This window comes from Planctomycetia bacterium (genome assembly GCA_021413845.1).
Taxonomy (GTDB): Bacteria; Planctomycetota; Planctomycetia; order Pirellulales; family PNKZ01; genus PNKZ01.
Map to the genome: position 1 here is coordinate 26,156 of JAIOPP010000083.1, position 14,335 is coordinate 40,490.

Annotated in this window: 7 protein-coding genes; 1 reads left to right on the top strand and 6 read right to left on the bottom strand. The window is 55.3% G+C overall.

What is annotated here, in order from left to right; translation table 11 throughout:
- Positions 1 to 25 precede the first annotated feature (25 nt).
- Both K8U03_14735 and K8U03_14740 read right to left on the bottom strand, forming a co-directional pair.
- Positions 26 to 571 carry a transposase gene (locus K8U03_14735; GenBank protein ID MCE9606150.1) on the bottom strand — a complete coding sequence of 182 codons (546 nt, stop codon included), beginning with the start codon at positions 569 to 571 and terminating at the stop codon, positions 26 to 28.
- A gap of 24 nt (positions 572 to 595) precedes the next feature.
- A complete protein-coding gene (locus K8U03_14740; protein ID MCE9606151.1) occupies positions 596 to 781 on the bottom strand; it encodes a hypothetical protein in 186 nt (61 codons plus the stop codon).
- A gap of 924 nt (positions 782 to 1,705) precedes the next feature.
- Here K8U03_14740 and K8U03_14745 point away from each other — a divergent pair.
- A complete protein-coding gene (locus tag K8U03_14745) occupies positions 1,706 to 2,533 on the top strand; it encodes a hypothetical protein (GenBank protein ID MCE9606152.1) in 828 nt (275 codons plus the stop codon).
- 33 nt (positions 2,534 to 2,566) lie between these two features.
- Here the strand turns inward: K8U03_14745 and K8U03_14750 are convergent, their stop codons facing one another.
- The 4 genes from K8U03_14750 to K8U03_14765 form a co-directional block, all read right to left on the bottom strand.
- A complete protein-coding gene (locus K8U03_14750) occupies positions 2,567 to 6,208 on the bottom strand; it encodes a hypothetical protein (GenBank protein MCE9606153.1) in 3,642 nt (1,213 codons plus the stop codon).
- A gap of 98 nt (positions 6,209 to 6,306) precedes the next feature.
- The gene (locus K8U03_14755; protein MCE9606154.1) at positions 6,307 to 10,398 is read right to left on the bottom strand and encodes a hypothetical protein; all 4,092 of its coding nucleotides are present in this window, start codon (positions 10,396 to 10,398) and stop codon (positions 6,307 to 6,309) included.
- Between the two features lie 90 nt (positions 10,399 to 10,488).
- Positions 10,489 to 12,015: a hypothetical protein gene (locus K8U03_14760; GenBank protein ID MCE9606155.1), complete on the bottom strand. Its 1,527-nt coding sequence runs from the start codon at positions 12,013 to 12,015 to the stop codon at positions 10,489 to 10,491.
- Between the two features lie 628 nt (positions 12,016 to 12,643).
- Entirely contained in the window at positions 12,644 to 14,005 is a 1,362-nt protein-coding gene (locus K8U03_14765; protein ID MCE9606156.1) for a hypothetical protein, read from the bottom strand.
- Between the last annotated feature and the right edge of the window lie 330 nt (positions 14,006 to 14,335).

The window sequence follows — 14,335 nt, forward strand, 5'->3', positions numbered from 1 at the left end:
GGTGCAGAGTTACGAGTTCGTGTTGCTAAGCCGCGCTCCGTTCGTAATGCTTGATAAATCCGCCGAGGCGTCGGCGGCAACGGACGTCGCGGAGCTTGAAAGGAGCGTTACGAGGAGAGGACTTCGTTCCGTCCGAACGTTTCACCAGCAACTCATTTCCGACTCCTTGGTGCGGACGCTCGCCGTGATAATGTTCGAGCCAAGCGCGAATGACGCTGTCGAGATGCCTCGTGCCGAAGAATAAGAAATGATTCAAGCATTCGCTGCGAATCGAGCCGATGAAACGCTCGACGAAAGCCTGGGTGTTGGGCGACTTGGCCGGACTGGGAACGGCCGCGGCGCGCAACTTGGTCACGATCGCGTCGAACGGGGCGCCGAACTTCGCATCCCGATCGCACTGCACGTAACGGACTCGCAGGCCGCTGGGCCGTGCCTGCCGCACGTACGTCTCCGCTTGCCGCGCGACCCAAAAGGCGTCCGGTCGGACCGTAGCCGGCGACAACAACACGTGTCGTGTCCGAATGTTCAAGAACGCCAACACGTACACCTCGCGCAACCCTTTGATGGTCAAAACCTTCTGCGTGAAGAAGTCGCATTAACACAGGCTCGCGGCGTGGCGCGTCAGGAATTCATCCCAAGTCGCCCCGCTCCGCTGCGGACAAGGATCGAGACCGGCCTCTTTCAGGATGTTGCGAACCGTGCTTTTCTTGACCGAACGGATTCCGAGTTTCTTCAGCTCACCGACGATCCGAGCGTAACCCCATGGCAGGCAACTGCGCAAAGGATGGATTGTTCGAGAGACGCCTTCATTTTTACACCCCGGCCGCGGCGTTGCGAGTCGGGCTTGCGCAAGGGAATTCGGCCGGCGTGATCGACGGTGGTCGCGTCACCGACCGTCGGACGAAACTCGTCCGCATCCTTCTACCGATTCGCGATGTTACCGAAACAGTTACCTGAGAGCGGCCGGAGCATCTGATTTGCGGCGAATGACGCACTTCGATTCTTCGAGAAAAAGCAGGTAACCGAAGGGCAACGAGGTAACAACCGAAGCTCTTGCAACGACTCGAAATCAGATGCCCAGCAATGGGTTGGTTCGTGACCTTAGGCTACGATTCGCAAAATCTCTCTCGCAAAAGACTTAGGAACGTAAAGTAGTACGGGTTCCGGCGAACGTCGCCGGAACCTTTTTGTGTTGCTAATCGTTCAGGAGACTTGCCGAAACCGTGGCCTTTTCATTGCATCGGACCTCGGGGCATGAATCGTAGACAATTCAAACTCGTGACCTATTATTAGACTGCCGGTAGTAGCGAAAACAGCGAAAAATGGCCTTGGAGTGCCCGTTTTCGACCTCCCGCTTTCGTTCCCAGTTCCGGCAATCACAATGGTTTAATACTCCCCTATTTCGCGTACAGGTACTAAGCCCCGCGTCCGAATCTCCCGTGCCGACACGGCTTCCTTGAAGTTCGTTACGCAGCGCAAGCCGATATCGAATAACGGTCAGCATCTCTTTCAAGTATTACGGTCGCATTCCGTGGGGTCTTTCCGAATCGCTGCACTCAGCACACCGGTTGTCGAGCGAACCGGCATGTGCGATTCGAGAACAGACGCCACGGTCCTCCCGCGGAGTTCGGAGAGCATTCGAAAGGGAGCCCCGATTCGTCGCCGTGCGGCCATTGCTTCCGCGTCGTCGGCAGTCGTCCACTTTTTGCTGCTGTTGACGTCGGGACTGATTCTTACCGAGCGCCCACCGGTCGGGCTCGCCGGTTGCGCAGCGCTCGAAGTCTCATGGGCAAAGCCTCATAAGCCTGAGCTTGCCACGACCGAGCGCATCGAACTTGTCGAGCTTTCGAGGACTTCCGCGGCAACCGGCGGCGCCGCGTTCCGAAACCCCACGAAGCAAACGAGCCGCCTCAACGTCTCGGAATCGGTAAGCATGGACATTCGCGCACCGATTGCAACTCGTGCCGCAGGAAACGGAACCGAGACCGGGCACGGGGAAGGAGATGGGAAAGGAGGCTCTGCGGTCGACGGAGACGGCGCGACGTTCTTCGGAGTTCAAGCGACCGGCCGGCGGATCGCGTTCGTCGTCGACACTTCCGGAAGCATGAAGCAGAACAAACGCTACCTGCGTTGTCGCGAGGAACTTAAAAAATCGCTCGCCGGCCTTAAACCGAACCAGCAGTATTTCGTCGTCTTTTTCAATAGCCAGTCGTTTCCGATGCCGGGCCGCAAGCTCGTCGACGCGGATGCCGGCAATCTTTCCGTCACGCACGATTGGCTGCGAAGCGTTGCGGCGACCGGTCGCACGGACCCGCTCCCAGCGCTTGGGCTATCGCTGGCGCAAAGTCCCGACGCGATCTTTCTGCTCACCGACGGTAAGTTCGCCGATGCCCGACTGCAGCGGATTCTCGCGCTGCATTCGAAGTCGGATAAAATCCCGATTCACACCATCGCCTTCGAGAGCCGCGAAGGAGAGGGCGTGCTCAGCGAACTCGCGCGAGCGACCGGGGGGACCTACCGCTTCGTCCCATGACCGTCGTGGCGCTCACGCGGATGGTTTCCGTTCTTAATTCTTTACGGGTTGTTTGACGTTCTCCAACGTCTTCTTGATTCTCTCGATGGTTTCCTTGAGCTCGGCCGAGCGTTGGATCACTACCTTATCGGTTGTGCCCGTCTCGCTGATTTTCTTGATCATATCGCCGGCTTCGTCGCACAGCTTCGCGACCTCTTTTTGAATGCCCGGATCCATCAAGAGATCGATTCGGATCTCTTCGCACTGGTCGAGCTTGTCCTGCTGTTCTTCGATCACGTCGAGAGCCAGGCGAGGTTCGCAATAAATAATGACGGCACTCAAGTTCCGCACGTTTTCTTTGCACGTCGCGAGAGGTTTGAGAACTTCGCTGTTTTCATTCTTCTCTAGCTCCCTCGTCGCTCCGACTTCCTCGATGGTCTTTTTCGCCGTGTTTTGGAGCTGAATCATTTTCTTAACGGCAAATCGCTTCGCGACCTCTTCCTTGGGGTATTTCAAAATTTCGCCGATCTTACCGTTTAAGCCGTTCAAGGCCTTCACAACCGCTTCATCGAGCTCCAGCGCTTGTCGCGTGTTCGTGTTGGCGATCGCCAACACGGTATCCCTGAATTCCCCCGCCTTTTTGAGGAACCCGCCTGCAACGAGCAACATCTCGTCGTGGGTCTGGGAATCGAGGGCCGACACCGGCTCGTAATCATCCAATGCGGCGCACAGTTCCTCGGCTTCTCCGATGAGCTCTTCCATGAGCATCAACTCGATTTCCCCCTTGTCGGCTTTCTTAGTGAGCTCGTTGAGGTCCAGCTTCCGGCCGGCGATCGCTTTGAGGGCGTTCATAATCTGCTCGTCGCCCCCTTTAGCCAAAGGCGGCTCGGCGTCGCTTTGCGCACGCGAGACGGTGATGAACCAATCTTTGATCGTGAGCTGCGGATTGTCCGGCGCCCACTTCGAGTTGATCTTGTAGAAATCGATCAGCGAACGGTCTTCGTCTAAAAGCGTCTGCAAGTATTCGAGTATTTTTTGCTCGGTGCCGCTGGCCGCCAAGGTCTGTTCCGTGACGCCTAAGTCGGCGAGAAACATGCGGGCGACGGGATCGGGAGGCGTTTTCTCCATGGCAGCCCAGGCGATGGAATGCATGCCGAGCGTGGGATTCAACCGAAGCGCTTTCAAACCTTGAGCCCGATTGGTGGGATCGTTGATCGCTTTCTTGGTCGCGGTCCAGCCCTTGCTTAACATCCTCTCGTTGTACAGTTCGCCGGCGACCTTATTCGTCTGCCGCAATGCACCGGCGACCTTGTCGATGGTCTTGCCGATGACGAGCGTATAAGGGGTCGGAACACTCCCCACGATGTTGCCCGCAGCCTGCACGAACATCAACACGTCGTTGATGGTGTTCAGCGTGACTTGTTCCTTCTTATTGTTGAAAAATCCTTGAATCGTACTCGTCAGGGAACTGACGGCGATTCTCGAACGCTCCGTGTCTTGCTTAAATTTGTTGAAGAGCGTCCGGCGATCGATCGCCTTCTTGATGTTAATCACCAACTCCATGATCAACTTCGCCGCCTTCAGAGCCATCATGATCTCGCCGGTGACTTCCGCAGTCAACTTTTCGGTAGCACGACCGACGATTTGAACCGGAGTTCCCGGAGCGGTGAACAGCGTTTTGCCGATCGAGCCGATGAGATCGAAGAGCTGTTTGTCTTGTTTCAATTGCTGGATCATCGCTTCGAGGGTCTTTACGGACATCGCTCCCTTGTCGACGAGGACCAGCGCTTTCTGAAACTCCTTCGCTTCCTCTTCCGAGCGCATCAACTCGTCGAGCTGGGCTTCGTCCCCCAGGTCCAGCGAGGCCGACAACATTTTCTGAACGGTTTCGTTGTCTTTTCCCGCTTCGATGAATTCCTTGGGCCATTCGACGCCAAGGCATTCCGCAGCCGCATCGGCCAGCGGACGGAACGCCAACTCCGGCTTCTCTTCGAGATTCTTCTGCATCTCTTTCTTATTGCCGACCATACCCTGATTCGCGACGTCGGTAAACTTTTTGGCGAGCACCTCTCCCGTCGCTTGAAGCGCCGCGGCGAGATCTATTTTCGGCTTCTCCTCGTTGCCTTCTTTCTTTTTCCCTTCGGTCTTCAGCTTCGGGGATACCTTGGCGAAGACCTTTTTGAAAACATCGGCATAGACCGCGACGAGCTTCGAGAGATCGACCTTGCCCGCTAGATCATCCTTAAATTCATCGACGAGCACTTCCATCATTTCGTCGACATCGAACAGTTCCGTATAGGCCCCCTCGAAGGCCTCGCCCAATGCTTCGTTGCCTGTTTTCTCGACCACGGCAGCCGGCAGCCGCAGATCGATGAACTCGGCGACGCGCTGCGCGGCCACGGTCATGCCGCCGCGCTTGGAAAACACCTTTTCGGTGTAGGCCTTATGCGTTTCGCCGGCTTCCTTGATGATCCCCACCGTGCATTCGGTGTAATCTTTGAGCGTGTCAAAACCCATCTTGGTGTAGAACACGGGATCGCTATCGAACGCTTCGAAGATCTTCACTATTTTGAGTTTCTTCGCTTTGTCATCGTCGAGCGAAGGCGTTTTCTCGACGACGGAGACATCGTTGTCGAACAATAGATTGTACCGATTCTCTCGATACTGCTGATCGAGTTGGGTTCGGATCATGTCCGTATCGATCTCACTGAGGGGCTTCGGATTCTTCCCCGTTAGGCCCAGCTCTTCGCGCCTCAAGGGGGAAAGCTTCTTCAGCGCTTCAGGCCTTTTCGGATCGAGAAAATCCTTCGCGCGCTCGAGCGCTTTCCCCTTCGCGACACTCTTCACCGACGAGTAACCGCCGGCGCCTTGTTTGAGCATTTTGGCGAAGTCGACACCGACCTTGATTCCACGCTTAATATCTTGCGCGTTGTCGCCGAGTCGCTGATTGATCATTCTGCCGAGCTGCCCACCCACTCCGGAAAGGGAGTCGGTCCCTTTCTTTCCGCCCCCGGCGGCATTGAAATTCAGCTTGGCGAACTTTTCCTCGGTCTCTTCTTTTTTCCGTTGCGTAGTCGCCTTGTACGACTTGAGCGAGTTCTTAATCAGTTTCGCCACTTCGCTGTATTCGTCGAGCACGAAAGTCTCGGGCAGCAGACCCTCGCGCACGAGCGGCGTAAAAATGTCGCGCTCGATTTCGTCGTTGACTCGCTTGCGCGCTTCGGCCTCGGTCTCGATCGACTTGCCGTTGCGAACGATCGGGCGCGGATCATAGACCGGTTCGCCGGTCGGCAACTTCTTAGCGAGCGCTTTCCCGGTGATCTCGATGATCATCCCCATCGCCTCGTGCAGCGCACCGTATTCGCTCCGCTTTCTCTCTACTCCGTCCGTCGTAATTTTCTTCGTCTTCTCTTTAGTCCCCCGGAGCCGGTACCCCCCCTTGATCGATCCCACGACGTCGACGGCATACTCTTGGCCGCGCTTATCGATCGACTTTTTCTTGCTGTCGAAGATGCGGCCTTGCTTGACGAGCTTGAAATCCATGCCGATACGAAGCGTTTCCTTGACCTCATCGGTCAACGATTCATTGATTTCGTTTACGGCGCTGAGCTTCGCTTCGGCAAGCTTTTCGAAGCCCTCGCTCAGCCCTTTGACGTGGACGAGATTCTCAACCAAGGTCGCTAGTTTGGGTTCCATGTGCGTTTCAGCAATCTTTCGTCTGGGAGTGATCCGGTAAAATCCGATGGAACAACGAACGGTTGTCCATCCCGACGGAAATTAAAAGGATTCTGACGTTACGAGCCGACTCCGATGAGCGACTGAATCTCAACCCGCTTGAGGGCGACATTCACGACGGCGAGCGCTTCGATCATCGACTGGGCCGTGGCGGGGTTCGCCTTCCGATCGGAGAGGGTCATGATCACCGGATGGTTGTATAGCCGGCTGCGCAAGTCGCGCATGATGCGCAACGCCTCTTCGCGCGCGGCCAACTTCTCCTGTGCTTGCTTTTTGACCAGCTTCTTGTCCGTAAGTTTCTTCACGCCGGTGAGCTCTTCTTTTTTCAGCTTTTCGAAGACCGCCGAGAATGCCGTCTCTTCGAACATCTTCACGATTTCTTCGATCAGTTTCCGCGCGGTAGCGAGCGAGGTCTTTTGCTTCTCGTTTTCCTGACCGAGATCGACTTCGCGAATGAGATCGAGCGTTTCCTTCACCGCTCCCTTAAAGGCGCGGACACCGTCGAACCACGTCCGCTCGACGTCCAGCAAGTCGTCGGTGATCTTCACGTTCGTCGTGTTGCTGATGCTCATCAACCGATTCGCGGAATCGCGAACGTTGTTGAGCATGGCGTCCGCGGTATTAAAATCCGACGTCGCCTTCGCGATGTTGGGCGCTTTGTCGGCCAAGTACTTGGAGCGGTGCGGCACTTTCGAGAGGTTCAACAGATACGGCTCGACGATCTTCGTCGCGGCCTCGACCGATTTCTTCAGGCTGGAAACCATCTCTTCGTCGCCATCGTCTCCCTGTTCCTTCACATATTCGCTCGCCTGCTTCAACGTTACGTCGTTGAGCGATTGCACTTTCACTTCAAACTGCTTCGCCATATTGCACAGCGATTCGAAATTCTTTTTATCTTCGACGTTGAAGCCCTGCAGAACTTCCAGCGACGACTTATTATTCGCAGGCTGTTCGATGTCCTTCAGTCGCTTTTTAACCTCGGCCAAGATCGGAATGGCGTTAAAGATTCCGTCTTCACCGTGGCGAATCTTTTCCGCTTCCTTCATTCGCGCCTTAAACCAATTCTCGAAATACTCGCAGTCCTTGTCATCCGCGCCGCTGGTCTTCTTTACTCCCTTCGGTCCCTTCGGGCCCAACGTGCCCGACCATTCCGCCTCGATCTCCTTGATCGTCTCTTTGAACATCTCGTGCAGTTGCTTATGGTTCTGAGCGAGCCGCACCGCCTTGTCGACATGCAATCCGATTTGCGAGTCCGCCGCCTTCTTCACGTCGGGCTTCAAGACCCAGGTGTCGCCGCTTTCCTTAAGCAGCCCTGCGTCCAGGGCATCGGCCTTGCCCAGTTTCTTCAAGTCCTCGACCTTGGTAATCGGCTGGCTCCAGAAAGGGGCGAGCAGGATCAGCCCCTTGGTCGGGCTCGACTTCTCACAGTTCGCGATGGCGGTGATCAACGCTTGCGAGATGCGGTTGTAGGTCTCGGGGAGTTTGTGGGGCACCTTCTTGCCGTGCCCTCCCAGCTCCGCCGACAACGCCTTATAGATCTTGACGACGTTCTTGTATTTGGCTTCGGCGTCTTTGTCTTGTCCTTTGACGGGCGTAACCTCTTCGAGCTTGCGGCCAAGCTCGTCCGCCATGGTCGAAGCCAAGTCGATCAGTTGCGGATCTCCCGACTCGAGCATCGCCGTCAGGTCTTTATGCTGGGCCTCGAGCTCGTCGCGAAAACCTCGGAAGTTCCCGAACTTCCATTTGGTCTGCTTCTTAAGGAAGCTCCCTAGCGTGTCGATTTTATTTTGCACGTTCGTGAGATGCTGCTCGTGCTTTTCGCCGCTCTTCTTCAGCAACTCTTGAAGCGATTCTTTCCAAGTGCCGTACGATTGGCAAACTTGAGGGTTTTCTTTGTCGTAGGGGGTCCGGCGAATGAGGTTTTCGAATTCTTCGGTTCGATGACCGTAGTCTTTCGCTTTCGCCATTAATTGCAGGAGCTCTTCGGTCGGATCATCCGTGAGCTCTTGTTTCGGCGGTACGAAGTTCTCGCGCTGATACTTCGGTACGTCTTTTAGGGCCTCGGCAATCTTGTTTAACAACAGATTGCAATCCTCGATCCCCTTGTTCGTCGCCTGCGGCAAGCCTTGGGTAAAGTCGCTCACCTTGAGCAGGCCGACGGCCTTTTCCCATTGCTCCCTGATCACGGCAAGTTCTTTGCGGAGCGGGTGATTCAACGGATCCAACGGCTTCACGATGCCGACGAACTTTTTCTCGAGCTGCTTGAGCTGCTTGTAGACATCGTCGGTCTTGCGAAACAACTCGTCTCTGGCGACTTTGAGCGCTTCCTTGAACTTGTTCGCGGATTCGGTCAGATTCTTGCCCAGTTCTTCGTCGCTTATTTTTTCTTGGCCGACTTCCTTTCGTGCGAGGTCCCGCAATTCCTTAATGCGACGAACGCACTCATGCTTCTCCGCGAGCTCGACGCATTGAATCGGGTCCTGGGTCGACTTAAACCGCAGTTCGATGTCGCTGATGACGTTCGTTAAGCTGCCTGTTTCGGTTCGCAGAGCCGGCACGAAGACCAGCCCTCCCGCCCACTTCTTGAACGATGCCGCGGCCGCTTGAAACTTGGACCACTTCTTTGCGGTTTTCAATTGATACTTTTGGATGTATTCCAATCCGGAGCAGGCGGCGTTCAGATTGCGGACGATTTGCGGCCAAGCTTTGGTGGACGATTCGACTTCGACGCGCGGCTCCGCCTCAACCGGCAGCAGGAGCGAACTCTGTTTTCCGAGTAGCAGAGAATCGCGGTAGAGCGACGGCGAAACACCGGCCTTTTTGAGTTTATCGACGAGGGAAACGAAGTATTGGGAAGCAATGAGCGAGTTTTTCTTGCTCTCTTCCATTTGCTTGACTTCGTTTTCGATTTGCTCCGCCAACTTAACGGCTTCGAGCAGGCAAGCGTTCTCGGTATTTTGCCTTTCCTGAGATTTCGCAATCGCTAGTTGCCAGCGCACCGCAGATTGGTTGACATCGTCCAGCAGAACTTGATGACGGGACGCAGGCCCGACCTGCTGATATTGGAAAGCGGCTTCTTTCGCTCGTTGAAGCTCCTTGTTGATGCCCTCCGGCAGACCGTCGTTCATCGCGTTCTGATAAGACTTCAGTGCTTCGTTGACAAGCTGCTGGTAGTCTTGCAATTGGAAGATGGCGTCCAGATGGCCGACGAGCAGGGATTCTTTCCCCTCGTCGGTGCTGGGCTTAATCTGCTCCTTCGCGAGGGCGATCTTGTCGACCAGGCGGCGATGGTAGACCTCCGCACCGGGCAACGACTCCAGCTGATCACGCCCGCGCTCCGCCGCGCTCAGCAGCTTGATCCACTGGGCCTGCGCCTTGCCGTTCACGTCGCGTCCGCGTTTGTCGGGCTTAGGCGTTCGCTGGGCTTGGTCCAACCAAAAATCGATGCTCTCCAATAATTTCTCTTCTTGCTTGATCAGGTCCGGCGTGGTGCGCGTGATACTTAACGGATCTCCCACGAGGTCCTGAACCCGCTTATTGCAATCGATCAGCAACGTGTTGGCATTGCGAAGGGCGGTCGCTCCGGTATCGCCGGCGATTTTCTTGGGGTCGAGCTTTTTGATGAGCGTGCTTTTCTTCTCGGCGACGGACAAATAGCTCTCATGTGCCTTCTGATAGATCTTCTTGAGGTCGCTCGTGACGACCTTCTTGACGTCTTGCCGGTTTAACTGCGGCTGAGCTTCCAGATCGAGTTTGGCTTGCTTGAGGCACGACTCCAACTTCTCGCGCACGACCTTGACGTCTTCGGAGACCGTCAGCATCTGCTTCTGTTTCGCCTCGGTCTTCAGCGGCTGTTCGCTGATCCGCTTGCCGCGCTCCAGAGCGGCGGTGAATTGCGAGCGCAGATTCTCGATGTCGAGCTTGAATTGCTTCGCTTGCGAAGTTTGATCTTCTCGAATGTTTTGCAGCAGATAAAAGGGATGCTTCTCCGCCTGCCCGAGCCGCTCGACGACTTCGTTGCAGCGTTTTTCGAACAGCTTGTCGTCGTTGTTGACGAGACTCCATTTGTGATGCAGGATCTTTTTCAGATCCTTGATCCAGGTCTTGGCGAGATCATGTCGATTGGTGGTTTGGCTACCGCTCATGGACATGGAGATACCTTTCTTCCGGGCGAGAAAACGAGTCTAGGGGGGAGTCGGCGCGAGCTGCGAACGAAGAATCGACTTACTCAGGCGAGAAGGTCAGGCAACGGCATCTTTGCTCACCTCGGCCAGGACTTCATCGAACAACTCGTCGAAGCGGTCTTGAAACCGCACCTCGACGGACAATGAATCTTGCGCGGTCATCAGATGCCGGATCAGTTCGTCGTTGTCGATCTTCTCGCGGCACTCCTGCACCGCTTTCAGAACGGCATCGACCGATTCCGTGGCGAGCGAATCGAGCAACGTCGCCCGCATGTCGGTATAAATCACCTCGAGCGCCGAATTGATCTCATCCTCGATTTTGCCGGGGTTCTCTTCATCCGGCGATTGCTCTTCGATGGCTACCCGCAAACCGTTGACATCGGATTCATTCGCGAGCTGAATGTCGGCGACCCGCTTCTTGAAGAATTCCTCCAGCTGCTGACGGCGCTCGGCGACGATCCCTTCGCGAATGCCGAACCGGTCGGTGTCTTTCTTAGGTGCCTCGGCGAGAGCTTTCCGAATCGCCTCTTCGAGCTTGCCTAAGACGGAAACGGCGTTGTTGAAGTTGGCCGCGTCCGCCTGATCGATGGCGTAATTCCACAGATTGAGTAAGCCGTTGGACTTCTCGGGATTGGCGCGACGAGCTTCATTCAACAGCGGTTCCAGCTGTTTGCGCAGGCTCTCATACTTCTGCTTCGCGGGATCGGGACCGACCGTCGTCTCGGGAGTCTTCTGCGCTAAATAGCCTTGGACTTGTTTTGCGAGGACGACGAGATGCGTTTTAGCGTCGTCGAAGAGCCCTTGCTTGATTTCGCCTGCGATCTGCGTCATCGACTGAAAGAGGTTGTTCTTGCGCGAAGGATCCTGTTCAATCGCTTTGTCGATCAAGGGCTTGAGCGTCTTGAGCGTGTCGGCGAGTTTTTGGGCCGCGTTCGGATCACTCGACGGCTCGTTTTTGACCTCGGGAGTTTTCTCCGGAGCAGTCGTTCCGGAGGAGGGCGGGTTGGCTAGCGACTGCAAGAGCGCTTCCAATTGGTTGATGCCGGCTTCGGCCTGTTCAAGAAGCTCCTGATCCAATCGGCCGCCGATCTGTACGCACAGCGAATTAATTTCGCCGGCCCGCTCGGGATGTGTGTCGCAGGCCGACAGAGCGGCCGCTTGGAGCTTAAGAAAACGCTGCACGAGCGGATCGTCTTCGTCGAGCACGATCGACGGCGAGTTGACGATCTCAAACAGCGGCTTGCACTTGAATTCGGCGACTTCCTCCATGTAGTGCCTCAAGACCGTCGTCTTGACCGGCTCCTTCTCGAAGCCATCGGACCGCGCCAACTGGAAGTTGATGTCCAGGCCTTTGCCGGTAACTACGCCGAAGCAGATCTGACCTGTGCCGCCTTCCTTGGCCTGCTTTTTGTATTTGTCGACGCTCCCTTTCTTGTACACGACCAAGCTGACGATCGAGGCCCCCTTGCAAATCATCACGAACTTGCGGAGCTTTCCCTTCTTGACCTGGTCGAGGCACTCACGGCTCTCGCCGTCGATCTTTTGCCCATCTCCGTCGTTCTTGCCCCCGTCGTCCTTCGCCATAGAGCAACCCTCTCCAAGTAGCTTTCACGCGAACTATTTCCGCGAGCCCGCGGACTAGCCGGGATGCCGAGATCCACGGTCCTAGAACTCCGGACGTTATAAAACCCTTCCGAGGGAAAAGATAACGAAGAAACCCCTCGGCTGACCAGAAAACTCCGGCGAATGATTGCAACATTCGATCAGCATGGAACTTGCGTCAGGCCCGTTAATTGTACGGGCACATCATGCACGAGCGGGTCGGCATGCTGTCGAGGTAAAATGGAGTGGTCTTGGCGTCTTCGCCGTAAACCGGGGCGCCCAGAAGAAACTCATCCATTTCTCGTACTGACGAGACCTGCAAGGTCGGAAGTCGGCGTCTGACGCCGAAGGCAGGCTTGGAACCAGCCGAATGAGACCCACGCATGGTCTCTAATGCCGACCAACGAATGGCGCAAGCGGCACTGTTCTTAGTCGACCGACGTGCCCTTACCGCCCAAGGCGTTCGAGCTTTGAAGAGCTTCGAGCCGGAGCCGGTTGAAACGTTCGAAGTTTGCGCGAGGGCTCTATTCAGTTGCGGCATTCGCAGAGCCGGTTTCGTTGCCGTGCGACGACAGGCAAAGCGAACTCGGCTTATCAGCACGCTGCCGATTTAGATGGCGGACCGTGAAGACGGCATCTCCGCGACTCTGAGGGCATAATTAGGAGACCTCGAAACGCCGCGACTCCGTAGCGCAAAGATCCAATCGGCGGCGCTCATCCCGAGCGAGACGACTCCACCGAGCACTAGAATCTCCATGAACAAAGTCGATGGATACATATACCGGAAGTCAAAGGCGATCGACGCGAGCAGATAGGAAGCATAATAGCCGAGGGGAATAAGCAATAACAGCATCTCGACCAGCGAGCGACGATCAAGCCTTCGAATCCATCGAATGCACAATCCGGCAAGAATCAGCAGGTTAGCCATTAACCAGATGCCGTGCTCTACGAAGACCCAGCGCCGCGTCTCGTGAAACGTGTTCCACAACGTCGCGGCGAACCATGTACGATATTTTAAGAACCGTTCACCGAGCTTCAAACCGAATTCGTTTTCATAAACTTCGAGCATAAATTTCAGATGTGGGTTCCGTCGTATGTGACCCGAGAAAGCACGGAGCTTGATGTCTAGAAGAGACAACGGATGGTGAGATACGGCGTATCGATATTCTCGACGGATGCTCGCTTCATCGTTGAAGCCGGGTTGCAAGATCTTCTCTGCGGTTTCGATCGCGCCGATCACGAACGTTTCTCGATAACCGGGCTTTAACATTTGAGTGGTATAAGGAAATTCCGTTTCGAGTTCCGGGTACTTCTTACACAGACCGATCAATTCCATTCTCATCGGCAAGATCGACATCGAATACGGTTGAATATGAAAAGCGGCGTTTAAACCGGCATTGGCGGCGAAATAAAGCAGCGGCGGCATTACCACTGCCGCAAACGCGATTTTTCGCGGCAGTATGCGGTCGACGAGGACTCCGAACAGTACGGCGAACACCGGAAGTAAGACGATCGCGTTGTGTCGAACCATGACGGAGAGCGCCATGAGCGCAAGCAACGCCGACAATTTCATCTTTTCTTTAAGGCAGAAGTTCGCCGATTCCTCATTGAGCAATCCCAAGACGATCGCGCCGATCCAGCAGAATGCGATTAGAAGCCAAACGTCTTTCCAGAAAGTCATTAAATAAATCGCGAGCGGCGAAATGGGTGTCAGCAGCAGTACTAGAACCGCGGCCGCACCTATCCGTGACTTCGTTAGGGAAATGCGATTCCGTGAGAAGACGCAAATCGCTTGCGAAACGAATTGGAATACACCGATCATTCCCACCAAGCATTGCAAGAACATGAGATGCTGAATGTTCAATCCGACGCGCAAAAACATCGATAGGCAAATTGCCATGATCGGTGGGTGCATATCGCTGAATGATCGTTGATAGGCCTCACGATATTGCACGATGGAATCGAACGACATGATGCCGGGATAGAAAACGGCCCAATCCGCCAACGCTAAGACGAAGCAAAAGGCCAACCAAAAGCCGGCGGCTAGAAATTTTCGGCTAGGATATCGGGGTCCAGGTATCGACATAAATAGCCCGATCTCCGGGAATGTTTATCTAGGAAGTCTTGTGCATCGTTTCGCGGAAAACACCTGCCCGCATAATGCTGTATATCTCGATCGTGACTACCGCTGCAATAGCATCCGCGGTATGGCTCGGCTATCGAGACTGCGCTCCGATCGAACACCGCAGCGTTACGCCGCGTCATGCTTCTAAAATATGCCGGCAAGCATATGGATTGCGGC